Consider the following 23,505-nt stretch of genomic DNA (forward strand, 5'->3'; position numbering starts at 1 on the left):
CCGCGCATGACCAGTCTAACAGGTCGGAAAGAGGCGCCTCACGGCGCCGTGTTTCGCAGATCCTTGACGCGGACCGCCTTGCCCTGCGACCGCGGCACCGCGCCGGGCTGCTGCACCATCACGGTGCAGGTGACTCCGACCATCGATTTCAGATGATGGCGGACTTCGCTCGCCTTCTTCTTACGCGCGTCATCGTCGGCCGGCACGCCAGGCAGCATTTCGGCCTCGACAGCGATCGCATCCAATGGACCCTCGCGGGTCAAGATGATCTGGTAGTGAGGCGCGATGCCGGGGAAGCCGACCAGCACGGCTTCGATCTGCGAGGGGAACACATTGACGCCGCGGATGATCAGCATGTCGTCATCGCGTCCCGTCACCCGCATGATCCGCCTGTGAGTGCGGCCGCAGCTGCACGGCTCGGACGTCAGCGTCGTGATGTCGCGCGTGCGGTAGCGGATCATCGGCAACGCTGCCTTGGTCAGCGTCGTGATGACGAGCTCGCCGGCTTCTCCCTCTGCGAGCGGCTTGAGGGTATTCGGATCGACAACCTCGAACAGGAAGTGGTCTTCCCAGCCGTGCAGGCCGTTCTGCGCCACGTTGCACTCGCACGCGACGCCGGGACCCATGATTTCCGACAGGCCGTAGATGTCGACCGCCTGGATGCCGAGCCGATCCTGAAGGTCGCGGCGCATCGCCTCGCTCCAGGGCTCTGCGCCAAAAAGCCCGCAGCGCAGCGGCAGCTTGCGCACGTCGACGCCCATGCTTTCCGCAACCTCGGCGATGTTGAGGGCGTAGGATGGCGTCGAACACAGCACCTTGGCGCCGAAATCCTGCATCAGCTGGACTTGCCGCTCGGTGGCTCCGCCCGACATCGGCACCGTCGCGCAGCCGAGCCGCTCGGACCCGTAATGGGCCCCTAACCCGCCGGTGAACAGACCGTAGCCATAGGCATTGTGCACGATGTCGCCGGGCCGCACCCCGGCGCAGGCCATCGACCGCGCCATCAGGTCCGACCACAGGTCGATGTCGCTGCGGGTATAACCCACGACCGTCGGCCGGCCGGTGGTGCCGGACGACGCATGCAGCCGGATCAAATCGTCCATCGGCACGGCAAACAGGCCGAAAGGATAATTGTCGCGCAGGTCGGTCTTCATGGTGAACGGGAAGCGCTCGATGTCGGCCAGCGAGCGCAGATCCTCAGGGCTAACCCCGGCCTCGTCGAACTTGCGGCGATAATGCGGAACCCTGGCGTAGGCATGCGCGAGGATCTTCTTCAGTCGCTCGAGCTGCAGCGCCGCGATTTCGGCGCGCGGCATGCACTCGACGCGACGATCGAACATGTACGGCTGGTCCTGATGGGCTACGGCTCGGGTCATCAACTTAACTCCAATCACAACGTCTTCATCCTTGCGGCCGACCTGCCACGCGGGATGTCACTCGAAAAATGCTTCGCACACGTGATGAGGGCGGTCCTCAAGGACCGCACCGTCCCCCGCCCTGCACGATCTCACACGCTCCCTGCGACTGCGGCCCGGGCGGCACCAATTCCGCTGCCCAGCGAAAGACCCGCATCGAGCGCGTCCATGTTGAGGTTGAGGAAGCCACGCGGCGTGCTGGCTCTCACCGCCCGCTCGATGCGCCTGCGGTCGCAGACGCCGCTCAGCGCAATCAGCGCGCCGAGCGCGACCATGTTGGTCACCCGCTCGCTGCCGAGCTCAAGCGCGGTCGCACTCAGGGGCAGATGCAGGCAGCGCTGTTCGGCCTGCGCCGGCAGGTCCGGGCACAACCGGCTGTCGGCAATCACCAGCGCACCGGGCTTGAGCAGCGGCCAAGACGGCTTCACCGCCAGGCGATCGAGCAGCACCAGGCTGTCGATCTCGGTGAGCAGCGGGAAGTCCACCTCACCCTCGGCGATCACCAGATCCGCGTTGCAGTAGCCGCCGCGCGAGGTCGGCTCGTAGCTTTGGGTCTGGGCGACATTCCTGCCCTCGGCCGCCATGGCGTCGGCAAGCATCTTGGCGCTCAGGATCAGACCCTGCCCGCCGGTGCCGCCGAATCTGATTTCGATCCGCGATTCGCTCATGGTTTGGCTTCCCTTGCAGCCGCCGCAGCGCGTCGATAGCTCGTGCCGTATTCGGGACGGTCATTCCTGGCCAGGATGCCGGTCGGCAAGTGGTTCGGACGGAACGGCATGTCGACGGTGTCGCGATAGGCGGTGGGACGCAGCTCGCTCTTCTGACGCAGCATCATTTCCGGCGACGATCCCAGATCATTCTTGCGGCCCAGGATCTCGGTGCAATCCGACAGGACTTCGATAAAGGCAAAGCCCGGATGCGACAGCCCCTCCCGAATCAGTTCCTTGAGCTTGGGCACATGCCGCGTCACCTCGCGGCCGACAAAACCCGCGCCCGCCGCGGCGGCGAGCGCGCAGGCATCGAAATGCGGCTCGGTATTGCCGCGCGGCGTGGTCGTGGTCAGAAGCGTCTCCGGCGTGGTCGGCGAGACCTGGCCGCCGGTCATGCCGTAGACCTCGTTGTTCAGCATCAGGCAGGTGAGATTGAGATTGCGCCGGCAGGCATGGATGAGATGATTGCCGCCGATGGCGAGGCAATCGCCGTCACCCGAGATCACCACCACCTGCAGATCGGGCCGCGCCAGCGCGAGTCCCGTGGCAAAAGCCAGCGGCCGTCCATGCGTGACGTGGAAGGTGTTGGCGTCGATATAGGCGGACAGTCGTCCGGCACAGCCGATTCCCGACACCACGGCGAGCTTGTCCTTGTCGATACCGAGGTCATGGATCGCCCAGAGCAGAGCGCGCAACGCGATGCCGTGGCCGCAGCCCGGACACAGGAAATGCGGCATCATCTCCTTGCGCAGATAATCCCGCACGTCGAATTCGGCAGTCTGATCGACCAGCATCACGCACCTTTAACCAGTGCCGCGGCGCGCGCGGCGATTTCCGACGGCAGAAGCGGCTCGCCGTTGAAGCGAAACAGACCATCGACCTTCGCGCCGCCCAGGATGCGCTGGACCTCGCGGCTGAGCTGGCCGGCGTTCAGTTCCGGCACCAGCACCGCGCGCGCATTCGCGGTGGCTGCCCGCAAGGCATCCTCCGGAAACGGCCACAGCGTCTTCGGCCGAAACAGGCCGGCGCGCACGCCCTGCGCCCGGCACAACTCGACGGCGCGGCTCGCGGCGCGGGCGGTGATGCCGATGGCGACGATCACCACCTCAGCATCGTCGCAGCCTAGCGTGTGCCACGCGTCGATCGCCTCGCGATTGAGATCGAGCTTGGAGAACAGCCGCGACAGGTTGCGGGTCACCGCTTCCGGATTCTGGGTCGGGAAGCCGTTCTCGCTGTGGGTCAGGCCGGTGGTATGGGTGCGGTAGCCTGCGCCCGGACGCACCATCGGCGGAATGCCGTCGGCGCCGGCGGCATAAGGCTTGTAGTCCGCCGGTGGACCGCTCGCCCATTTGCGCTCGACCAGCGCGGTGTCCCTGACGACGTCGAGCACGACGGTCTCGGACAACTGGGCGACAACCTGATCGTAGAGGAGCACGACGGGGGTACGGAACCGTTCGGCCAGATCGAACGCGCGAATGGTCTCGTCGAAAATCTCGCGGACCGACCATGGCGTCAGCACGATGATCGGATAATCGCCGTGACTGCCCCAGCGCGACTGCATGATGTCGGCCTGCGCCGGACGCGTCGGCATCCCGGTCGAGGGCCCGCCGCGCATGACGTTGACGATCACACAGGGGATCTCGGCGCCGGCCGCGTATCCGAGATTCTCCTGCTTGAGCGAGAACCCCGGACCGCTGGTCGCGGTCATCGACTTCACGCCACCCATGGAAGCGCCGATCACGGCGGCCATCGAGGCGATTTCGTCTTCCATCTGCACGAACACGCCGCCGACTTCCGGCAGGCTGCGTGCCAGCCGCTCGGCAATTTCTGAAGAAGGCGTGATCGGATAGCCGGCGAAGAAGCGGCAGCCGCCGGCGATCGCGCCCAGCGCGCAGGCCTGGTTGCCCGACATCAACGTCGCCGCCGGCCTGCCGGCCAGGGCGGGGTCGATCGCATTCATCGCACGGCTCCTTCCGTAGCGCGGACAGGATCGAGATGGACCCGGAGCGCGAAATCAGGACACAGCCACTCGCACATGCGACAGCCGGTGCATTTTTCGGGTGAGGCGAGTTCAACGATGCGCTCGGCGTTGAGCCGCAGGCAGCGCTCCGGACACATTTTCACGCAGATGTCGCAGCTCTTGCACCATTCCGGCGTGATTTCGAGCCTTACGCGATAGTCCGCATGGACCGGCATCGCCGGTGTAGGAACCGTCGAAGGATGCGGCAAGCCCTTCCGCGCCTCCTCGATCCAGCGGCGACCCTGCCGGAGCGCCTCGATATTTACTCCCACCGTCTTCTTCGGCACGAAGTCGGCGATGATCTCTTCCCATTGCGAGGCGGGAAACTTCAAGGCCGCCGACAGCGCGCCCAGCAGCACGACGTTGGCGACGCGATCGTTGCCGAGCTGTTCGGCCATGTGGGTGGCGTCGATGGCGTAACCTTCCGCCACCTTTGCGATCACTTCATCCACGGTCTCGCGCACGTATCCGAGCGCCGCGCCGGGCCGACGATCGCGACACGAGAAAGGCGGCACGATCTGCTTGGTATCGCAGATGAACACTCCCGTGTCCGGCTTCAGATAATTCAGCCAGCGCAGCCCCTCGGCCCACTCCAGCGCGATCAGGAAGTCCGCTTCGCCCAATGGAATCGTCGGCGACCAGACGCGCTCGCCGAAACGCACATGGCTGAACACGGCGCCGCCGCGCTTGGCCATGCCGTGGACTTCGCTCTGCTTGACCTCGAATCCCTGTTGCTGCGCGAGCAGCGCGATCAGCTTGGAGACCATGATCACGCCCTGGCCGCCGACGCCGACCACGAGAACGTTGACCGGCTGCTGCTCGGCGGCGGCAAGCGTCGATGGCGCGGGCATGGCCTTCGCCAGTTCCGACGCCGTCGGAGAAGGACCACTCATTTACGCACCTCCGCCGTCGGCTGAATGCAGTCGACCGAGCAGATCTGGGCGCAAAGCGAGCAGCCGATGCAGAGCGATTGGTCGATTTCGATCTTGTGCCGGCCCTCGAACGTTTCCTTGCCCCAGCTCATGGCGGGGCAGCCGAGATTCATGCAGGCCTGGCAGGCAACGCATTGCGCCGTAACCACCTGCAGCGGCGGCCCCTTGATCTTGACCGGGTCGAGCACGCAGGGGCGGTTGGCGATCAGGACGGCCACGCCGCGGTAATTGATCGCTTCGCGCAGTTGCTGGTGCATGGCCGCCAGATCATAGGAGTCGACAGTCTCCACCCATTTGACGCCGACCGCGCGGATCAGCGCTTCATAATCCACTCTCGGCGCTTCTTCGCCGCGGAGCGTCCTGCCGGTGCCCGGATGGTCCTGCCCACCGGTCATCGCGGTGATGTGATTGTCGAGCAGCAGCACGGTCAGATTGGCCTGGTTGTAGACCGCGTCGATCAGGCCGGGAATGCCGGCATGGAGAAAGGTCGAATCCCCGATCGTCGCCACGACCGGCCTGGTTTCGCCCGCCTTGACCATGCCGATCGCGTTGCCGATCGAACAGCCCATCGCTACCGTCGTGTCGATGCCGCGCAGCGGATCGAGGCAGCCCAGCGTGTAGCAACCGATGTCGCCGGCGACGCGCGCACCGGATGCGCGTATCGCCAGGAAGCTCGAGGTGTGTGGGCAGCCGGCACACAGCACCGGCGGCCGCATCAAGGGCTCCGGCGCCCAGACGTTGGACTTGGGACGGGGTTGCAGAACTCCCGCCTTTTCGAATCCGGCGCGCACCAGTTCGGGGCTGAGTTCGCCGGCCCGCGGGAAGAATTCCTTGCCTCCGACCCGAAGACCGAGCGCGCGCATTTCGCGCTCGATGACCGGCTCGAGCTCTTCAACCACGATCACCCGTTCGACGCTGTCGCAGAAACGGCGAAGCAGGCTGTCCGGCAGCGGCCAGGACGCACCTAACTTCAAAACGCTGGCGTTCGGCAGCACCTCGCGGACATAGGGATAACAGGTCCCCGCGGTGACGACGCCGACCGCCGCATCACCCTTTTCCCAGCGATTGATCGGGGCGTCCTCGAGATACTCCTTGAGCCTGGTCTCGCGCTCGAGCACGACGCCATGGCGCCGCCGGGCGTGGGCCGGAATCATGACGTTCTTCGCGGGCTGCTCCAGGAAGCCTCGGCCGGGGATGTCGGTCCGGGTGCCGACCCTGACCGGGCTACGCGTGTGCGACAATCGCGTGGTCCCGCGGACGATTACCGGGGTGTCGAAGCGTTCCGACAGATCGAAGGCGAGCTTGGTGAAGTCGAGCGCCTCCTGGGCATCGCTCGGCTCCAGGATCGGCACGATGGCGAGCGCGCCGTAGATCCGCGTGTCCTGCTCGTTTTGCGAACTGTGAATGCCGGGATCGTCGCACACCACCAGCACCAGCCCGCCATTCACGCCGATATAGGCCTGCGACAGGAAGGCGTCGGCGGCAACGTTGAGGCCGACATGTTTCATGGCCGCCAGAGCCCGACGGCCGGCGAACGAAGCGCCGATCGCGACGTCGAGGGCGACCTTTTCATTGGTCGACCATTGGGCATGGAGGTCTTCGGCCGGATAGGTCGCCAGATTCTCGAGGATTTCCGTGCTCGGCGTGCCGGGATAGGCCGCAGCGACCTTGACCCCCGCCTCCCACGAGCCCCGGGCAATCGCCTCATTGCCAGTCAGCGGGCGCAAAACATTCGCCGACGCTTCAACGGATACCTCAAGGACGGACATTTACCCCCCGCGACTGGTCATTCATTGAAGATTGACCAATCGCAAATCCGCCCAAAAGTATTTGAGTTAGGTCAAAAAATCGCCGCCGGGTACCTCCGAGGCCTCCTTTGGCGCGATCCCTCTCGCTGGCTCGACCGGACTGCCCGCGCCGCCCACCCGCCTAGATGCAAGTCACGATCTCATACACGCGCAGCACGAAAATTGAAGTAGCTGAGCCCAACGGCAGCGGCGGCGTGCACCAATACGCGCGGATCGAACAGATTGCCGATCGATATGCCGAACAATCCGGCGATGCCAACCCAGCAGAGAGTGCCTGCCAGCGCGATCCAGGCTACCGCCCTGTCACCGGGACGAAAGCTCCGAACCACATTCAGCGCCACCAGGAGAGCCGCGGCGAGGACGCCTGCGAGTGACCAGACGAAAAGGGCACTCCACAACTCGGCGAACAAGAAAGTGCCCAGCAAATGGCCTGCCGCCCCAAAGGCCAGAAGCCCGCAAAAAAGCCGATCGACGATCCTGTCCATCCGAGCTTCATAGCATCCAGCTCAAGCCATGGCGACCGCGCGAACGCCTTCTTCAGATCTTGATCGGGCGAGCAGCGCGAGGCCAATGCCGAGGCTGAAGCCGATCAGCTTCTTTTCGATCGGCAACAGCGGCTCGACCGCGTTGCCGTTCGCCCCGGATTCAAGATTGGTTTACGCCATCGAAGATTCTTCCGTTTGCGCAAGAGTGGAGATCAGCGCCTTTCGTGCTCCGCCCCTTCATCACGAATCCTCAGGCTGAAGATCCTGCCGCGGAGCTGATGCACGACTCTGTCAATATCGTCCATCTGCGCCTCGAGCTTTTGGCGGCCGCTGGGATCGGCCGTCTCGAGCACGAGTCGCGCATGCTGAATATTGAGGTCGAGAAACAGAACGAGATGTCTGATGTCTTCGAGCTGCGATCGCAAACGCATCAGATAGGAATCGAATTCATCGGCGCCGGGGTTCGTACAGCCGGAACGGGAGGCCCGTTTGCCTGCTCGTGTCGTCCGCGCTCGCTGAAAACTGATCAAGATACCCCACCGTGATCCGAAGCCCCGTGACCTGCCTTGTAGCCGGTTTCCCTGTACATTGGCTGAGTACGTCCAGTGCCAGCATGACCTTCAACTGCCAGTCGACGTTTCTCATGACAGGCCATGTCAGGGATCCGCTCCGGCCGTGCCGCTGAGCCGGAATTGTCTCGGAAAAGCGATGTCAACGGTCGACGCGCCGCGCCGTTTTGTGGCAGAACGAGGCTCCCTTCCTGGTATACCGATCGATAGCGAGGTCAGCATGGCTGCGCCAAAACCGCCTGCATTCGAAACCCTGAGCCTGCATGCGGGCCAGCATCCGGATCCCGCCACCGGCGCCCGCGCGGTGCCGATCTACCAGACCACGTCCTATGTCTTTCAGGACACCGACCACGCCGCCGCGCTGTTCAATCTCGAACGCGCCGGCCACCTCTATACGCGCATCTCGAACCCGACGATCGCGGTACTCGAGGAGCGCATGGCGGCGCTCGAAAGTGGGGTTGGCGCGGTCTGCACCGCGAGCGGGATGGCGGCGATGCATCTTGCCATCGCAACGCTGCTCAATGCCGGCGACCATATCGTGGCCTCGGCCTCGCTCTATGGCGGTACCATCAACCTGCTCGCGCACACCCTGCCGCGCTTCGGCATCACGACCAGCTTCGTCAAGCCGCGCGATCTCGACGGTATCCGCGCGGCGATCCGGCCCAACACCAGGCTCGTGATCGGCGAAACCATCGGCAATCCCGGCCTGGAGGTGCTCGACATTCCGGCGGTGGCGCAAATCGCGCACGAGGCGAAGATTCCGCTCCTGATCGACAACACCTTCGCCACGCCCTATCTCAGCCAGCCGATCGAGCTCGGGGCCGACATCGTGATGCATTCGGTGACCAAATGGCTCGGCGGCCACGGCATTGCGATCGGCGGCGCCATCGTCGACGGCGGCCGTTTCGACTGGCGCGCCTCCGGCAAGTTCGGCGTGCTCACCGAGCCCTATGGCGGCTACCACGGCATCGTTTTCGACGAGCAGTTCGGCACCGCCGCCTTCATCGTGCGTGCACGGACCGAGGGCCTGCGCGATTTCGGCGCCTGCATGTCGCCGACCAATGCGTTCCAGCTGCTTCAGGGCGTGGAGACGCTTGCCGTGCGCATGGACCGCCACATGCAGAACACCTACGCGGTGCTGGAGGCCCTCAAGGCCAACAAGGCGGTGGAATGGGTGCTGCATCCTTCGCTGGAGAGCCACGCCGATTACCAGCTGGCGAAGAAGCTGCTGCCGCGCGGTGCCGGCTCCATCGTCAGCTTCGGCATCAAGGGCGGGCGCGCCGCCGGGCGCAAGTTCATCGAACAGCTCAAGCTGATCAGCCATCTCGCCAATGTCGGCGACGCCAAGACGCTGGTCATTCACCCCGCCAGCACCACCCACCAACAGATGGACGCGGCCCAGCTCGCCGCGGCCGGAATCGGCGAAGGGCTGGTGCGGCTGTCGGTCGGCATCGAATCGGCACAGGACATCATCGACGATCTCGGACAGGCGCTGCGCGCCTCGCAAAAGGTTTGAGCCATGAAGTTCTCCATCAACGGGCTGGATGCCTTCGCTGCGACCGGCGGTCGCGAGTTCGATCCGTCGCTGCCCGCCGTGGTGTTCATCCACGGCGCCGGCTTTGACCACACCGCATGGGCGTTGCAGACGCGGTGGTTTGCCCATCACGGCTTTGCCGTGCTTGCGCCGGACCTGCCCGGCCACGGCCGCTCCGCGGGACCTTCGTTCGCCACCATCGCCGACATGGCAGACTGGATCGCGGCCCTGCTCGATGCCGCCAAGGCGAGCAAGGCCTATCTGATCGGCCACTCCATGGGATCCATGATCGCATTGGAAACAGCGGCGCGACATCCCGACAAGGTGTCGGCGCTCGGCCTGATCGGCAGCGCCGCCGCGATGACGGTCAGCCCCGACCTTCTGAACGCAGCCGAAGCGAACGACCACGCGGCCATCGACATGGTCTCGATCTGGGGCTTGGGCTTCAAGGCGGAGTTAGGCGGCAGCCTGGCGCCGGGACTTTGGATGCACGGCGGTGCGCAGACCACCCTGCAGCGTTGCGCGCCGGGCGTGCTGTTCAAGGATCTGTCCGCCTGCAATTCCTACCAGAACGCGCTAACCGCCGCTGCCAGCGTCAAGGTGCCGACAACCATCATCATGGGCGAGCGCGACCTGATGACGCCCGCCAGGGCCGGCAAGGCGCTGGCTGCGGCGATCCCCAACGCGCGCACGGTGATCCTCCCGGGCGCCGGCCATACCATGATGGCCGAATCCCCCGATGAATTGCTTGCGGCGCTGAAGAGGTAGCAGGGCTTCCGATCGGCGCAGCAACGACTCCGATGCAGCTCCCGCTTGCGGGGGAGAGGTCGAGCGAACGCAGGCCATCGGTCGTCGCGACGTTTTGATTGACTGGCGCATTGATCGGCGACGCCTCCTTCCCGGACAATCCTGCTATGACGGGATGGGAGGAGGAAGATGGCGGAAAGCCTGGCAGGACGGGTCGCCCTGGTGACCGGCGGCTCACGCGGCATTGGTGCCGCCATTTCGAACGCCCTTGGCGAGGCCGGCGCGGCGGTCGCCATCAATTGTCGCGAACGGCTGGATCAGGCCAACAGCGTTGCGGACGATATCCGCGCCAGAGGCGGACGCGCCATTGCCGTGGCAGCGGACGTGTCGCAAAGCGTCGCGGTGGCCGGGATGGTGGAGCGGGTGAAATCCGAGCTCGGACCGATCGAAATCCTCGTCAACAATGCCGGCATTGCGATCACACGCGGGGTTGATGACCTGACTGAAGCCGATTTCGACCGGACGATAACGGTCAATCTGAAATCGGTTTTCCTGTGCACCCAGGCGGTGTTGCCGATGATGCGCGCCAGGAAGTGGGGACGCATCGTCAACATCTCCTCGGGCGCGGCGCGAGGCGCCGGCTCGATCGGGCCGCATTACAACGCCTCCAAGGCCGGCATCGAGGGATTGACGCGCGGCTATGCAGCGCGCCTGGTGAAAGAGGGCATCACCGTCAACGCCGTGGCGCCCTCCCTGATCGCGACGGACATGATGAAGGGACAGGAGCAACTGGTCGCTCGCATTCCCCTCGGCCGGTTCGGCAGGGCGGAAGAGGTCGCCAAGGCCGTCATGCTGCTGGTGGACAATCCCTATATGACCGGCCAGACGATCGCGATGAGCGGCGGCATGAGTTTCAACTGAAGCCGCCGGTCTCTCGGCGCGCCCGTTCGGCCGCGCATCAGCTCACGCGCCGGTCGCGCCCTTCCCAGAACGGCTTGCGCAGCTCGCGCTTGAGCACCTTGCCGGCACCCGACAGCGGCAGCGGCGCCTCGGTGATCTCCACGCTGCGGGGGCACTTGTAGCCGGCGATCCGCGCCTTGGTGAACTCGATCAGTTCAGTAGCGGAGACCTCCCCGCCGGCGCGCTTGACCACGATGGCGTGCACCGTCTCGCCCCACTGCTCGTCCGGAATGCCGATCACCGCGCAAGACAGCACGGCGGGATGTTGCGCCAGCGCATTCTCGACCTCGACTGAATAGACGTTCTCGCCGCCCGAGATGATCATGTCCTTCACCCGGTCGACGACGTAGACGAAGCCGTCCTTGTCCATGAAACCGCCGTCGCCGGTGTGCATCCAGCCATTGATCACGGCGCGCGCGGTTTCCTCGGGCCGCTCCCAGTAGCCCATCATCACGTTGTCGCCGCGCGCCACGATCTCGCCGACCGTGCCGAACGGCACCGGCTGGTCGTTGTCGTCGACGATGCGGACCTCGCAGCCGAGGGTGGCGCGGCCGGCGCCGCGATGCCGCCCCTTCGCACGCCCCTCGCCGATATGCTCCTTCCAGTGCAGGAGGGTAGCGATCGGCGACAGCTCGGTCATGCCGTAGGCCTGCGTGAAGGCGACATGCGGCAGCGCCTTGGCGGCGCGATCGAGCACCGCCTCGCTGATCGGCGAAGCGCCGTAGAGGACTCTCTTCAGCGACGACAGATCATAGTTTCCGATCGCCGGGTGATCGACAAACATCTGGATCATGGTGGGGACGAGCAGAACGTCCGTCACACGCGTGTTCTGGATCACCGCCATGACACCCTCAGGGGTGAACGACTGGATCATCACGTTGGAGCCGCCGCTCAAGAGCAGCGAATACATGGCCGCGCCATTGGCGAGATGGAACATCGGCGCGGCGTGAAGATAGATACAGCCCGCCGGAAACAGCCCTTCGCTCAGCGCATTGAACGCGTTCGCCATCAGATTGTGGTGGCTGAGCATGACGCCCTTGGAACGGCCGGTGGTGCCGCCGGTATAGAAGATGCCGGCAAGGTCCTTGCCTTCCCGCATGGCATCCTCGACCGGTTCGCTGCGGGCGATCACTGCTTCATAGCCCTCGATTCCAGACGGCACGTCGCCATCATCGGCATAGATCAGCTTCAATCCGGGGATCGCCTTGGCAAGCTGCGCGCCAATCGGCGCGAACGCCTTGTCCACGAACAAGATACCGGCGCGGCAATCGCGCAGCGCGTCTTCGTTCTCCAGCGCGCTCCAGCGGATGTTGAGGGGAACAATCACCGCGCCGGCCCAGCCGGCGGCGAGATAGAGCTCGAGATAGCGGTCGGAATTGAGCGACAGCACGGCGACGCGATCACCAAGCGCGATGCCACGCGCCCGCAAGCCACCCGCCAGCCGCGCGACACGGTCGCCGACCTCGCGCCAGGTGCGGCGATTATCGCCGCATACCGTCGCCAGACCATTGGGGTTGAGCTGCAGCGCGCGCCGCAATCCTTGGGTAATATTCATCGTGAAGCTCCTCCGCGTTTCTTGCCTGTTGCCTTGCGCCTTGCTTCGCGCGTCGCGGTGCGCGCGACCGGCGCTGTCTTGGTGGTGGTGTGGCCCTGCGCCGGTTTGGCGGCCAATCCCTCCGTCAGCCGGACCGTGAATTCGTCGGCGATCTCGCCCGGCGACAGCGCGCCGTCACGCTGATACCAGTGGCCGATCCAGTTCAGAGAGCCCGCAATTGCAAACGCGGCGAGCTTGGCGTCGCAGCGCTTGATCGAGCCATCGGCAATGCCGGCGGTGATATAGGCGCGGAACGTTGCGTCGATGCGCTTTTTCGCCGCACGCGCAATCCTGGCGTTCCGATTGGTGAGATCGCGGACATCGAAGCGAACGATGCTCGCGCCGAAATCGATCGCCATCACTTCGGCGTAGGCATGAACCAGCTTGCGCAGCTTGACGATCCCCGAACCGCCGCCGGCATCGATTTCCGCGATGACACTGTCGACCAGCTCCGCGCCCATCGACCAGCACTCGAACAATATTTCATCCTTGCCGCGGAAATAATTGTACAGCGCCGGCTTGGTGATGTTCAGCCGCTCGGCGACCTCGTTCAGGGTCACGCGATGATAGCCCTGCTCCAGAAACAGCTGGACCGCCGTACGCAGCACCGCCTCGCGCTTTTCGTCGCGGGCGCGGCGCCGGCTTTCGAACGGCAGCCAGGGCGGAGCGGCGGGATTGGTGAAACGTGAATCCATGGAAGGGCGCGTTGACTCCGGTTCGCGGCAGGCGATATGTTACCCGTGGGTAATAAAAAGTCCAACGGGTAATTTTTGGAGGATGCGATGTCATCTCAGGTGATTGTGGCCGGCGTCGGCATGATCCCGTTCGCCAAGCCGGGTGCGAGCGCGCCCTATCATGTGATGGGTACTGAGGCGACCAGGCTCGCGCTCAAGGACGCAGGCCTCGACTACGGCGCGATCCAGCAGGCCTATGTCGGCTACGTCTACGGCGACTCGACCTGCGGACAGCGCGCGCTCTACCACGTCGGGATGACCGGCATTCCGATCGTCAACGTCAACAACAATTGCTCGACGGGTTCGACCGCGCTGTTCCTGGCGCGGCAGATGATCGAAAGCGGCGCGGCGGACTGCGTGCTGGCGCTCGGTTTCGAGCAGATGAAGCCCGGCGCACTCGGCAGCGTCTACACCGACCGTCCCAGCGCGTTCGAGGAGTTCGACGCGGCCGCGGCCAAACTGGTCGATGCCGCCCAAATTCCGCTGGCCCTGCGCTATTTCGGCGGCGCCGGCCTCAGCCACATGAAGAAGTACGGCACCACGCTGACCGCCTTCGCCAAGGTGCGGGCCAAGGCCAGCCGCCATGCCAAGAACAATCCGCTCGCGATCTTCCGCAAAGAAGTCACGGCGGACGACGTGATGAACGACCAGGTGATCTGGCCGGGCGTCATGACGCGCCTGATGGCCTGTCCGCCGACCTGCGGCGGTGCCGCCGCCGTGCTGGTGTCGGAGCGCTTCGCCGACAAGCACGGCATCGACAAGAGCGTGCGCATCAAGGCGCAGGCGATGACCACCGACACGCCGTCGACATTCGGGGCCGACGACATGATGCAGGTGGTCGGCTACGACATGGCGCGCGACGCGGCCAATCGCGTCTATGAAAGCGCCGGCATCGGCCCCAAGGATCTCGACGTCGTCGAGCTGCACGACTGCTTCGCGCAGAACGAGCTTATCACCTACGAGGCGCTCGGCCTGTGCGGCGTGGGCGAAGCCGCGAAGTTCATCGACGACGGCGACAATACCTATGGCGGCCGCATCGTGACCAATCCCTCCGGCGGCCTGTTGTCGAAGGGCCACCCGCTCGGCGCCACCGGCCTTGCTCAGTGCTACGAGCTGACGCGCCAGCTGCGCGGCACCGCCGGTCCGACCCAGGTCGACGGCGCCAAGGTCGCGCTGCAGCACAATCTCGGCCTCGGCGGCGCCTGCGTCGTCACGCTCTACCAGCGCCACTAAAGAGGACAGCATGGTCGATCAATCCGCCGTGGGGCACCGCTTCACGCCCGTCACCGCGCGCGTCGAGCCGGGACGGCTGCGCTATTTCCTCAACACGCTCGGTGAGAAGAATCCGGTCTACCGGGACGAGAAAGCGGCGCGCGCTGCCGGCTGCGCCGGCCTGCCCGTGCCGCCGACCTATCTGTTCTGCCTGGAAATGATGGATGCCGAGAACCCGTTCGAGATGCTGACAGCGCTCAACATCGACCTGGGACGCGTGCTGCACGGCGAACAGAGTTTCGTCTACCGGGCCCCGGTCGTGGTCGGCGACACCCTGACCTTCGAACCGCGCGTGGTCAGCGTCACCGACAAGAAAGGCGGCGCGATGACCCTGATCGTGATCGAGTGCAAGGTAACCAACCAGAACGGCGTTCATGTCGCAGATACTTCCCGCACCGTCGTCGTACGCAACCAGGTGGCATCATGAGCGCCGGATACAAGCCTGCGGTCGGCGACCGCATCGTCGACAAGACGTTCCCGCCGATCAGCCGCCATACGCTGGCGCTCTATTGCGGCGCGTCGGGCGATCACAACCCCATCCATGTCGATATCGACTTTGCCAAGCGCTCCGGCTTTCCCGACGTATTCACCCACGGCATGCTGGTCATGGGCTATCTCGGCCAGGCGCTTACGGACGCAGTGCCGCCGACCCGGCTGCGCGCCTTCTCGACGCGCTTTGTCGCCATCACCCAGCTCGGCGCCAGACTGACCTGCGAGGGCACCGTCACCGAATTGTTTACCGAAGCCGGCGAACGACGCGCGCGCCTTGCCCTCACCACCAAGGACGAGCGCGGCGAGGTCAAGCTCGAAGGCGGCGCCGTCATCGCTCTCTAGCCAACACTCACCTCAGGAAAACGCTCATGGCAAAACTGCAAGGCAAAGTCGCGCTCGTCACCGGCTCCGGCCGCGGCATCGGACGCTCGATCGCGCTCAAGCTGGCGCGCGAAGGCGCCAGGGTCGTCGTCAACGATCTCGATGCCGAACCGGGCAATGCAGTGGTCGACGAGATCAAGGCGCTCGGCACTGACGCGATCGCGGTCAACGGCAGCGTCTCGGAGGCGGGCTTCGCCGACCGCTTCATCGGCGCGGCGCTGGAGGAGTTCGGCGGGCTCGACATCATCGTCAACAACGCCGGCTACACCTGGGACTCCACTATCCAGAAGATGACGGACGAGCAGTTCCAGGCCATGCTCGACGTGCATCTCGTGGCTCCGTTCCGCATTTTGCGCGCGGCGGCCGAGCCGATCCGCGTGCTTGCCAAGAAGGAGGCCGAGGCCGGCCGCGAGGTGTTCCGCAAGGTGGTGAACATCTCCTCCATCGCCGGTCTCTACGGCAATGCCGGACAGGCGAGCTATTCCTCGGCGAAAGCCTCGCTCATCGGTCTGACGCGGACCCTGTGCAAGGAATGGGGACGCTACAAGGTGAACGTCAACTGCGTTGCCTTCGGCCTGATCAACACCCGTCTGACGCAGCCGATCGAGACGCAGCAGAAGACGATCGACGTCGCCGGCCGTGACATCAAGGTCGGGGTGCAGCCGCAGCTCCTGGATATGATGGCTCGGATGATCCCGCTCGGCCGGGGCGGCACGCCCGAGGAAGCGGCGGACGCGGTCTATCTGTTCTGCAGCCCGGAATCGAACTACATCAGTGGTCAGGTTGTCGTCGCCGGCGGCGGCCTCATCGTCTGATAGCGAGGGCTTCATGGAATACCGATCGTCGTGGATGACCGAGGAACTGGACACGTTTCGTGACCAGTTCAGGAAGTATCTGGCCAAGGACTTGGCGCCTCACGCCGAGAAGTGGCGCAGCCAGAAGATGGTGGACCGCTTCGCCTGGCGCGGGCTGGGCGAGATGGGCGCGCTTCTGCCCAGCGTGCCGGAGGCCTACGGCGGCTTGGGTGCGACCTTCGCCTATGATGCCGCGGTGCTGGAGGACATCGAAAGCACAGTGCCGGAAATGACCGCCGGCGTTTCGGTGCATAGCGGCATCGTCGCGCACTACCTGCTCAACTACGGCTCCGAGGAGCAGAAGAAGCGCTGGTTGCCAAAGATGGCGAGCGGGGAGTGGGTCGGCGCCATCGCCATGACCGAGCCGGGCACCGGCTCCGACCTGCAGAGCGTCAAGACCACGGCCAAGAAGCAGGGCAATTCCTACGTCATCAACGGCCAGAAGACATTCATCACCAATGGCCAGGCCGCCGACCTCGTCATCGTGGTCGCGCGCACCGGTTCCCCCGGTGCCAAGGGCATCTCGCTGATCGTGGTCGAGACTGCGGGGGCCGAGGGCTACCGGCGCGGGCGCAACCTCGACAAGATCGGCATGCACGCCTCCGATACCTCGGAATTGTTCTTCGACAACGTCGTTGTACCGCCGGAAAACCTGCTCGGAGCCGAGGAAGGCAACGGTTTCGCGCAGCTCATGCAGCAACTGCCGCAGGAGCGGCTTGCGCTCGCCGTCGGCGCGGTTGCCGCGATGGAGCGCGCGATCAAGATCACCGCCCAGTACACCAAGGAACGGCAGGCCTTCGGCAAGCCGCTGCTCGAATTCCAGAACACCGCGTTCAAGCTCGCCGAGCGCAAGACGGAAGCCATGATCGCGCGCGTATTCGTCGACTGGTGCGTCGAACGACTGATCGCCAAGGATCTCGACACCGTCACCGCGTCGATGGCGAAATGGTGGTGCTCGCAGAAACAGGTTGAGACCGCCGACGAATGCCTGCAGCTCCATGGCGGGTACGGCTACATGCAGGAATATCCGATTTCGCGCCTGTTCATCGACTCGCGCATCCAGAAGATCTACGGCGGCACCAACGAGATCATGAAGCTCCTGATCGCGCGCTCGCTGTAGGCGAGTCATTGCGAGCAGCGGCCGCGACGAAGCAAATCCGGACCGCTCCCGCGGCAACATCCTGGATTGCTTCGCGGAGCCTGTCATCGGGCCGCGCTTCGCGCGGACCCGTTGGCTCGCAAATGGCGACTCAAGCAGCATGTCAATTTTTATTTCAAGGCATCAAACGGTCTGCCCGAAAGGATGTAGCCGATATGACGTCGATCGCCTGAACCGCCGCCCGAATTGACGACTCGGCTTTTTGCTTGCACGGCGTGACATTGTTCCCGGAGCACGATCCGGAAGATCATGCCCATTCAAAAGCCTGGAAGGCGATGGCGATTGAGCCTGATCCTGTCGCGCTCCAGAGGTCGGGAGGGGCCCGTCGGATTGCGCCAGAGCAATCGCGACGAGGGAGGCGGTCATGAACTTTCGGCAGATGTCGGATGGAATCCAACTGCATCATCCGAGTCATCGTGGGTACGATCACGATAGCCAGGGCCCGACGTGGCTGAACTCCCCGCGCTATTCCGCGAGCGACACCGGCCACCACGGCGCCGGGTACGGAGAGGCGGGTTCCTTCGCAAGCCGTATCGCGGTTTTCGAGCCGCACGACGCGCCGGCAGGACGCATTGCCGGGCACGCCCACGACGGTCAGTCCAACGCGGCTCCCATCGATCAGCACGCCTCCGAAGCCGCTGCTGCCGGCCATGGTGGAAACGGCGCCGCTGGGGGCGGCGGAAACCTGTCCGTCCTCGGCTCCGGTTTCGATCTGGGCTGGCTCGACTCCGTCCTGATCCACGGCGCGGCCAATGAGGCCGGCAATGGCGGCTCCGGATATTTCTATGGAGGCATCATTCACGCCTCTCTTCTCGTCTACCAGCCGATCAACATCACGGTGGCGGCAGGATACGGCTCAAGCGCCCAGGCCCATCAGACGAACAATGTGAGCATCGATCAATCTGCCTTTCAGATGGCCGGCGTTGGAGGAAACGGCGGCAACGGAAACGCAGCACTGGGAGGCAACGTCGAAATCTCATCCTCCGGCTCGGGCGCAATCACGACCGGCGCCAATAGCGCCGGAAACGGCGGCAGCGGCTACTTCTCCGGAACACTGATCGATGCCCCCGTCGTGATCTATAAACCCGTCAACATTGCGGTCGCAGGCCCGGGCGGCACGGCCCACGCCAATCAATCGAACATCGTCGAGATCGATCAATCTGCAGTCCAGATTGCGGGCGTCGGCGGCAATGGCGGGAACGGCAACATCGCAATGGGCGGCAACGCATCCGCGCCGGCATCCGGATCAGCCAGTGGTGGAATCGACTCCGGCGGCAACCACACCGCCAACGGCGGAGACGGTTACTTCCATGGAGACCTCGTCCACACCTCTGTTGTCCTGTACAACCCGATCAACATCGCGGTCGCGGGATACAATTCCAGCACCTACGCCTTCCAGAACAACAACGTACATCTGGATCAGTACTCTTTCCAGATGACCGGCATCGGGGGCAATGGCGGCAACAGCAACGCCGCGGCGGGCGGCCACGCAAGCCTCGTCTCCGGCTTGTGGGGCGGCAGTGACGCCATCGCAACCGGGGCCAACAGCGCCGGCAATGGCGGCAACGGCTATTTCTCGGGCAGCCTCGTCGATTTCAGCATCGCGATCTATGCTCCGATCAATATTGCAATTGCGGGCCCCCATTCGATCGCCGAGGCGGATCAGATCAACAACGTGCAGTTCGACCAGGGCGCAGTCCAGATCGCCGGGCTCGGCGGCGACGGCGGCAATGGCAATCTTGCGCTGGGCGGCGATCTCGCCACGCATCTTCTGTCCGATCTTCACTTGATCGGATAACCGGAGCCCACCTCTCTCCAACAAGGGGAGTGAAATTGTCCCAGCTCGAGAATTATCGATTTCCAGTGCCTGGCTCGCCGGCGCTCGGCCACGCACGGGATCGCAAGCCCCATACAGTCTTTCGTGCGTACCCACCGAACCGGAGACATCCTATTTGACATCTATCTCCTTCACGCAAGCGTTGATCAGATTCGCCGAGCACATCCATTGATCGGGAATGGATGATGCACGACAGCAACCACAGGACGGAGGCTCAAATGCTATCGAAGGGATTGACCCACGTTTCCGACTCGATCGAATTCAAGTCCATCAACACCGGCGGTCAGACCGTAGGGAACGGCGGCGACGGCCATTTCTCAGGAGCCATCTACAACAAGCCGACGATCAAGTTCGATCCGTACAACAAGGCGGATGGTGCCGACGTGCACGTGAAGACCGGTGATCACGTCAGTCAGAAGGCATATTGGGACGCCGAGGCCAACGCCAAAGCCTCCTGGTATTCGAAGGCTCATGGCGGGAGCGCCAAGTCGAACGGAGATCAGAGCTCGGACAGCGGCCACAACACGTCCAAGGTGTACGCCGATACGACGGCCCATCAGACAAACTACCTCAAGGCGGACATGCACCAGGAGGTGGTAGCCGGGATCGGCGGCAATGGCGGAAGCGGCAATGCCGTGTGGGGTGGAGACGTGAACTTCCATCTCGACACCTTCTGACCGGCCACTCGAGCGACTGGCAGGACCGGCGGCACGTGCCGCCGGTCCTGGACCCCCCGCCCATGACCCGTCGCCAGGTCGGATCGGCGGAAGCCAAGAAAGCAAAGACCTCTAATCCCCGGCGTTGACGGCGATGCTGATGATGCGCCTCTGGTTGCAATTCGTACCGCCGCCCCAGACCCCGCTGCACGCGGCGCTCTGGGCCTGCGCAGGCTCGCTCGGACTCGTGTTCGCCTACAGCTGCAGCTACAACCTGCTCCTCTTCGCACCTTCCATCTACCTGCTTCAAATTTATGATCGTGTACTGTCGAGCCGGAGCGGCGACACGCTTCTGATGCTCACTTTGATTGTTGCGTTTACAGTCGTGGTCGGCGGCGTGCTCGATGCCCTGCGGCGCGCCGTGTTGAGCCGGGTCGGCGCCTGGCTCGAAGACCGACTTCGTCCCTCCGTGATCTCGGCCTGCCTCGATTACGCCTTCCGCAGCGATCCAGCGCGAGCAACGGAGGCCTATCGGGATCTCACCGTCGTGCGTCAGTTCATCGAATCCAGCGCATGCCCGATGCTGTTCGACGCACTCTGGGCGCCGTTGTTTCTCAGCGTCCTTTTCCTCGTGCATCCCTTGCTCGGCCTGATCGGGGCATGCAGCGTGCTGCTCCTGTTCGGCCTCACCGTTGCCGGCGATCTCCTCACCGAAGACACGCTGGCGAAGTCCGGCTCGGCGCTGTCGAGAAGTTACGGCCGGCTCGCGGCGGCGGTCGGCAATGTTCACCTGATCCGCAGCATGGGGATGCTCGACGGCGCGGCGCGCCTGATCTACCAGGATGCGCAGGACGCGCGAAACGAGCATGAGCTGGCCCAGCGACGCCACGAGCTCATCATGCTGCTCGCCAAACCGATACGCGCGCTGGCGCAGGTCCTGATCATGGGCGCGGCGGCGTGGCTCGTCCTCGACTACGGCAAGAGCCCCGCCATCATCTTCGTGGCGATGCTGATGTTCGGCCGCGCGCTCGCGCCGGTCGAAGGCGCCATTGCAGGATGGAAATCGCTCACGACGGCCCTGAGCGCCTGCCGCAGGCTTGGCGACGTGCTTGCCGTCCTCCCAGCTTCCGCGGAGGAGACCGACGCTCCGTCGCAACAAGCGCGGGCCGGTCTTATCGTCGACAATGTCGGCGTCAGACTGCCGGGCCCCGGCCCTTTCCTGCTGAAAGGCGTCTCGTTCAGCCTCGCGCCCGGCGAATGTCTCGGCATCGTCGGCCCGTCAGGCGCCGGCAAATCGATGCTCGGCCAGATCATTGCCGGAATCTCGGTGCCGACGCACGGCCGCGTGCTGCTGGATAACGTCGACATTTCCCTGCTGCGCGAGCGCCGCGGCTGTCGCAAGCTCGGATACCTGCCCCAGGATATCAATCTGGTCGGGGAAACGATCCGGGACATCATCGCACGGCTGGACCATGCCGATCCGCAGAAGATCGTGGAGGCGGCAAAGCTCGCCGGAATCCACGACAGCATCGTGCAGCTGCCCCAGGCTTACGACACCGCCGTTTCCAACCCGGGCCTCGTCTTTTCGCGCGGATATCGGCAGCGCCTCGGGCTTGCGCGGGCCTTCTTCGGCGATCCGCACCTCGTCGTCCTCGACGAGCCGAACGCCAGCCTCGACTTCGTGGGCGAGCGCGTCCTGCTGGACGCCATCGAGCAGATGAAGATCGCCAACGTTGCGGTAGTCGTCATCACCCACCGAATGGGCATTCTGGCGGCCACGACCAAGCTTGCCATCATGCAGGGCGGCACCGTCGTCGCATTCGGCGACAGCGAGGAGATGTTCGACAGGTATTTGAGCCGGCCGCAGGTTGCCTCGCAGAATGCGGCAGCGAACGCGGCACTGGAGCCCGTCGTCCCATGAACTGGAATTCGCAAGCGGCGAAGACGCCCTCGCCCGCTCTCCCGCCGGAGCGACGGTTCGGAGTCGCGATTACCGAAATCGACGAATTCGGGCCGATCGAGTTTCCATGGTGTTCGGCGCCGACACCGGCTTCACCTCGCCCGAGGCTGCGCGGCGTCACCCTGACCGGCAATCTTCTCGTCGTCTGCTTTGTGCTGGGCCTGGGAATATGGTCAGCCTTTGCGCCGCTCGAGAGCGCCGCGGTCGCTTCCGGCGTCGTGGAATCGGAGTCGAGCCGGAAGACGATCCAGCACCTGGAGGGCGGCATCATCAAGCGGATCCTGGTCGCCGACGGAGACATCGTGCACACCGGACAGACGCTCATCGCGCTTGATGACACAAGAGCCCGCGCCGAGGTGCAGAGCCTTCAGGCGCAATTCTGGGACGCGATGGCGCGCGAGGCACGGCTTCATGCCGAGCAGCAGGGACAGGAGCAGGTGACGTTTCCGGCCGGGCTCGATGCGGCGGGGCCTGAGCATACAGCGGCCGCAGCCGTAGTCATGGCCCAGCAGAACATCTTTGAAACGCGCCGGCAGGTTTTCCAATCCCAGGCCGCCGTCATCCGGGAAAGGAAGCTCCAGGTCGTGAAGGAAATCGAGGGGCTCAAGGCGCAGGAGGACGCGGTCGCGCAGCGGGCCGATATCGTTCGCGAGGAACTGGAAATGGTGACCACCCTCGTCAACAAGGGCCTCGAGCGGCGGCCGCGCCTTCTGAACCTTCAACGGGAACTGGCCGATGTCGAGGGACGCCGCGGCGAAATCGCCGCGCAGATTTCGCGCGCCAAGCAGGTCATCAACGAGTCGCAGGCGACGCTGCTCAAGCTCGAAAGCGACCGCCAGAACGAGGTCGCGCAGTCGCTGCGCGAGGCGCAGAACCAGGTGTTTCAGCTGCGCGAGCGATTGGTGGCTGCGCAGGATCAGCTGTCCCGGACACAGGTCAAGGCGCCCGAGGACGGCGTTATAACCGATCTGAAGGTTCATACGCGGGGCGGAGTGATCGGGGCCGGTGTCCCGCTCATGGACCTGGTGCCCAGGCAGGATCGCCTGATCGTGACGGCGCGCCTCAGGCCCGAGGACATAGACGTGGTGCATCCCGGACTGAAAGCCGACGTGCATCTCGTGCCGTACAATCAGCGCCGCGTACCTAACCTGAAGGGAACCGTGATGCACGTATCCGCCGACCGGCTCATCGACAAGCGCAACGACCAGCCGTACTACGCGACCAGGATCCGTGTTCAGGATTCCCGAATCGTCGAGGACGGCATCCAGATCATTCCGGGAATGCCGGCCCAGGTGTTCATCACGACCGGACGCGGCACCGTCGCGCTCTACGCCCTGCGGCCGGTGCTCGACAGCTTCAACGGCGCGTTCCGGGAGGATTGAGCGC

22 protein-coding genes are annotated in these 23,505 nt (G+C 64.5%); 12 read left to right on the forward strand and 10 right to left on the reverse strand.

Annotation, left to right across the window (positions count from 1 at the left end):
- Positions 1-38 precede the first annotated feature (38 nt).
- The 8 genes from HY852_RS17330 to HY852_RS17365 form a co-directional block, all read right to left on the reverse strand.
- Positions 39-1,340, reverse strand: a complete 1,302-nt coding sequence (locus HY852_RS17330; RefSeq protein ID WP_291606039.1) for a phenylacetate--CoA ligase family protein — start codon at positions 1,338-1,340, stop codon at positions 39-41.
- A 167-nt stretch (positions 1,341-1,507) separates the two neighbouring features.
- Complete coding sequence (locus HY852_RS17335) at positions 1,508-2,083, reverse strand: 2-oxoacid:acceptor oxidoreductase family protein (RefSeq protein ID WP_291606002.1); 576 nt, start codon at positions 2,081-2,083, stop codon at positions 1,508-1,510.
- Positions 2,080-2,919 carry a thiamine pyrophosphate-dependent enzyme gene (locus HY852_RS17340; protein ID WP_291606003.1) on the reverse strand — a complete coding sequence of 280 codons (840 nt, stop codon included), beginning with the start codon at positions 2,917-2,919 and terminating at the stop codon, positions 2,080-2,082. The genes HY852_RS17335 and HY852_RS17340 overlap by 4 nt, the downstream gene beginning before the upstream one ends.
- Positions 2,919-4,085: a 2-oxoacid:acceptor oxidoreductase subunit alpha gene (locus HY852_RS17345; RefSeq protein ID WP_291606004.1), complete on the reverse strand. Its 1,167-nt coding sequence runs from the start codon at positions 4,083-4,085 to the stop codon at positions 2,919-2,921. The genes HY852_RS17340 and HY852_RS17345 overlap by 1 nt, the downstream gene beginning before the upstream one ends.
- Positions 4,082-4,996 carry a 2-oxoacid:acceptor oxidoreductase family protein gene (locus tag HY852_RS17350; protein ID WP_291606040.1) on the reverse strand — a complete coding sequence of 305 codons (915 nt, stop codon included), beginning with the start codon at positions 4,994-4,996 and terminating at the stop codon, positions 4,082-4,084. The genes HY852_RS17345 and HY852_RS17350 overlap by 4 nt, the downstream gene beginning before the upstream one ends.
- A 38-nt stretch (positions 4,997-5,034) precedes the next feature.
- Positions 5,035-6,846 carry an indolepyruvate ferredoxin oxidoreductase subunit alpha gene (gene iorA, locus HY852_RS17355; RefSeq protein ID WP_291606005.1) on the reverse strand — a complete coding sequence of 604 codons (1,812 nt, stop codon included), beginning with the start codon at positions 6,844-6,846 and terminating at the stop codon, positions 5,035-5,037.
- A gap of 179 nt (positions 6,847-7,025) precedes the next feature.
- Entirely contained in the window at positions 7,026-7,370 is a 345-nt protein-coding gene (locus tag HY852_RS17360) for a hypothetical protein (RefSeq protein ID WP_291606006.1), read from the reverse strand.
- Positions 7,371-7,582: 212 nt separating this feature from the next.
- Positions 7,583-7,900, reverse strand: a complete 318-nt coding sequence (locus tag HY852_RS17365; RefSeq protein WP_291606007.1) for a hypothetical protein — start codon at positions 7,898-7,900, stop codon at positions 7,583-7,585.
- Positions 7,901-8,159: 259 nt separating this feature from the next.
- Here HY852_RS17365 and HY852_RS17370 point away from each other — a divergent pair, with 259 nt between their 5' ends.
- The 3 genes from HY852_RS17370 (at position 8,160) to HY852_RS17380 (ending at position 11,141) form a co-directional block, all read left to right on the forward strand.
- On the forward strand, positions 8,160-9,455 hold the full coding sequence (locus HY852_RS17370; RefSeq protein WP_291606008.1) for an O-acetylhomoserine aminocarboxypropyltransferase: 1,296 nt from the start codon (positions 8,160-8,162) through the stop codon (positions 9,453-9,455).
- 3 nt (positions 9,456-9,458) lie between these two features.
- Positions 9,459-10,241: an alpha/beta hydrolase gene (locus tag HY852_RS17375; protein WP_291606009.1), complete on the forward strand. Its 783-nt coding sequence runs from the start codon at positions 9,459-9,461 to the stop codon at positions 10,239-10,241.
- A 168-nt stretch (positions 10,242-10,409) separates the two neighbouring features.
- Positions 10,410-11,141 (forward strand): SDR family NAD(P)-dependent oxidoreductase, encoded by a 732-nt coding sequence (locus tag HY852_RS17380; RefSeq protein ID WP_291606010.1) that lies wholly within the window; start codon positions 10,410-10,412, stop codon positions 11,139-11,141.
- A gap of 37 nt (positions 11,142-11,178) precedes the next feature.
- On the opposite strand, the gene HY852_RS17385 is transcribed toward HY852_RS17380, so the two are convergent.
- Both HY852_RS17385 and HY852_RS17390 read right to left on the reverse strand, forming a co-directional pair.
- On the reverse strand, positions 11,179-12,735 hold the full coding sequence (locus HY852_RS17385; RefSeq protein WP_291606011.1) for a long-chain fatty acid--CoA ligase: 1,557 nt from the start codon (positions 12,733-12,735) through the stop codon (positions 11,179-11,181).
- A complete protein-coding gene (locus tag HY852_RS17390) occupies positions 12,732-13,469 on the reverse strand; it encodes a TetR/AcrR family transcriptional regulator (protein WP_291606012.1) in 738 nt (245 codons plus the stop codon). The genes HY852_RS17385 and HY852_RS17390 overlap by 4 nt, the downstream gene beginning before the upstream one ends.
- Positions 13,470-13,556: 87 nt before the next feature.
- Between HY852_RS17390 and HY852_RS17395 the strand changes: the two genes are divergently transcribed.
- The 9 genes from HY852_RS17395 to HY852_RS17435 all read left to right on the forward strand — a co-directional run bounded on the left by HY852_RS17395 (position 13,557) and on the right by HY852_RS17435 (position 23,501).
- Positions 13,557-14,741 (forward strand): lipid-transfer protein, encoded by a 1,185-nt coding sequence (locus HY852_RS17395; protein ID WP_291606013.1) that lies wholly within the window; start codon positions 13,557-13,559, stop codon positions 14,739-14,741.
- A gap of 10 nt (positions 14,742-14,751) precedes the next feature.
- Positions 14,752-15,207 (forward strand): MaoC family dehydratase N-terminal domain-containing protein, encoded by a 456-nt coding sequence (locus HY852_RS17400; RefSeq protein WP_291606014.1) that lies wholly within the window; start codon positions 14,752-14,754, stop codon positions 15,205-15,207.
- Entirely contained in the window at positions 15,204-15,614 is a 411-nt protein-coding gene (locus tag HY852_RS17405) for a MaoC family dehydratase (protein WP_291606015.1), read from the forward strand. The genes HY852_RS17400 and HY852_RS17405 overlap by 4 nt, the downstream gene beginning before the upstream one ends.
- Positions 15,615-15,640: 26 nt before the next feature.
- Positions 15,641-16,468 carry an SDR family oxidoreductase gene (locus tag HY852_RS17410; RefSeq protein WP_291606016.1) on the forward strand — a complete coding sequence of 276 codons (828 nt, stop codon included), beginning with the start codon at positions 15,641-15,643 and terminating at the stop codon, positions 16,466-16,468.
- A gap of 13 nt (positions 16,469-16,481) precedes the next feature.
- A complete protein-coding gene (locus HY852_RS17415) occupies positions 16,482-17,627 on the forward strand; it encodes an acyl-CoA dehydrogenase family protein (protein ID WP_291606017.1) in 1,146 nt (381 codons plus the stop codon).
- A 403-nt stretch (positions 17,628-18,030) separates the two neighbouring features.
- The gene (locus tag HY852_RS17420; protein ID WP_291606018.1) at positions 18,031-19,464 is read left to right on the forward strand and encodes a hypothetical protein; all 1,434 of its coding nucleotides are present in this window, start codon (positions 18,031-18,033) and stop codon (positions 19,462-19,464) included.
- A 257-nt stretch (positions 19,465-19,721) separates the two neighbouring features.
- The gene (locus HY852_RS17425; protein ID WP_291606019.1) at positions 19,722-20,180 is read left to right on the forward strand and encodes a hypothetical protein; all 459 of its coding nucleotides are present in this window, start codon (positions 19,722-19,724) and stop codon (positions 20,178-20,180) included.
- A 139-nt stretch (positions 20,181-20,319) separates the two neighbouring features.
- Entirely contained in the window at positions 20,320-22,080 is a 1,761-nt protein-coding gene (locus HY852_RS17430) for a type I secretion system permease/ATPase (RefSeq protein WP_291606020.1), read from the forward strand.
- Positions 22,077-23,501: an HlyD family type I secretion periplasmic adaptor subunit gene (locus HY852_RS17435; protein WP_291606021.1), complete on the forward strand. Its 1,425-nt coding sequence runs from the start codon at positions 22,077-22,079 to the stop codon at positions 23,499-23,501. The genes HY852_RS17430 and HY852_RS17435 overlap by 4 nt, the downstream gene beginning before the upstream one ends.
- The last annotated feature ends 4 nt before the right edge of the window (positions 23,502-23,505 follow it).

The organism is Bradyrhizobium sp., from assembly GCF_016213215.1.
Taxonomy (GTDB): Bacteria; Pseudomonadota; Alphaproteobacteria; order Rhizobiales; family Xanthobacteraceae; genus Bradyrhizobium.

What these genes read in the sequence shown, in the direction of transcription:
- HY852_RS17330 (WP_291606039.1), bottom strand. Translation starts at nt 1,340, where the DNA reads ATGTTCGATCGTCGCGTCGAGTGCATGCCGCGCGCCGAAATCGCGGCG.
- HY852_RS17335 (WP_291606002.1), bottom strand. Translation starts at nt 2,083, where the DNA reads ATGAGCGAATCGCGGATCGAAATCAGATTCGGCGGCACCGGCGGGCAG.
- HY852_RS17340 (WP_291606003.1), bottom strand. Translation starts at nt 2,919, where the DNA reads ATGCTGGTCGATCAGACTGCCGAATTCGACGTGCGGGATTATCTGCGC.
- HY852_RS17345 (WP_291606004.1), bottom strand. Translation starts at nt 4,085, where the DNA reads ATGAATGCGATCGACCCCGCCCTGGCCGGCAGGCCGGCGGCGACGTTG.
- HY852_RS17350 (WP_291606040.1), bottom strand. Translation starts at nt 4,996, where the DNA reads ATGCCCGCGCCATCGACGCTTGCCGCCGCCGAGCAGCAGCCGGTCAAC.
- iorA (WP_291606005.1), bottom strand. Translation starts at nt 6,846, where the DNA reads ATGTCCGTCCTTGAGGTATCCGTTGAAGCGTCGGCGAATGTTTTGCGC.
- HY852_RS17360 (WP_291606006.1), bottom strand. Translation starts at nt 7,370, where the DNA reads ATGGACAGGATCGTCGATCGGCTTTTTTGCGGGCTTCTGGCCTTTGGG.
- HY852_RS17370 (WP_291606008.1), top strand. Translation starts at nt 8,160, where the DNA reads ATGGCTGCGCCAAAACCGCCTGCATTCGAAACCCTGAGCCTGCATGCG.
- HY852_RS17375 (WP_291606009.1), top strand. Translation starts at nt 9,459, where the DNA reads ATGAAGTTCTCCATCAACGGGCTGGATGCCTTCGCTGCGACCGGCGGT.
- HY852_RS17380 (WP_291606010.1), top strand. Translation starts at nt 10,410, where the DNA reads ATGGCGGAAAGCCTGGCAGGACGGGTCGCCCTGGTGACCGGCGGCTCA.
- HY852_RS17385 (WP_291606011.1), bottom strand. Translation starts at nt 12,735, where the DNA reads ATGAATATTACCCAAGGATTGCGGCGCGCGCTGCAGCTCAACCCCAAT.
- HY852_RS17390 (WP_291606012.1), bottom strand. Translation starts at nt 13,469, where the DNA reads ATGGATTCACGTTTCACCAATCCCGCCGCTCCGCCCTGGCTGCCGTTC.
- HY852_RS17395 (WP_291606013.1), top strand. Translation starts at nt 13,557, where the DNA reads ATGTCATCTCAGGTGATTGTGGCCGGCGTCGGCATGATCCCGTTCGCC.
- HY852_RS17400 (WP_291606014.1), top strand. Translation starts at nt 14,752, where the DNA reads ATGGTCGATCAATCCGCCGTGGGGCACCGCTTCACGCCCGTCACCGCG.
- HY852_RS17405 (WP_291606015.1), top strand. Translation starts at nt 15,204, where the DNA reads ATGAGCGCCGGATACAAGCCTGCGGTCGGCGACCGCATCGTCGACAAG.
- HY852_RS17410 (WP_291606016.1), top strand. Translation starts at nt 15,641, where the DNA reads ATGGCAAAACTGCAAGGCAAAGTCGCGCTCGTCACCGGCTCCGGCCGC.
- HY852_RS17415 (WP_291606017.1), top strand. Translation starts at nt 16,482, where the DNA reads ATGGAATACCGATCGTCGTGGATGACCGAGGAACTGGACACGTTTCGT.
- HY852_RS17420 (WP_291606018.1), top strand. Translation starts at nt 18,031, where the DNA reads ATGAACTTTCGGCAGATGTCGGATGGAATCCAACTGCATCATCCGAGT.
- HY852_RS17425 (WP_291606019.1), top strand. Translation starts at nt 19,722, where the DNA reads ATGCTATCGAAGGGATTGACCCACGTTTCCGACTCGATCGAATTCAAG.
- HY852_RS17430 (WP_291606020.1), top strand. Translation starts at nt 20,320, where the DNA reads ATGATGCGCCTCTGGTTGCAATTCGTACCGCCGCCCCAGACCCCGCTG.
- HY852_RS17435 (WP_291606021.1), top strand. Translation starts at nt 22,077, where the DNA reads ATGAACTGGAATTCGCAAGCGGCGAAGACGCCCTCGCCCGCTCTCCCG.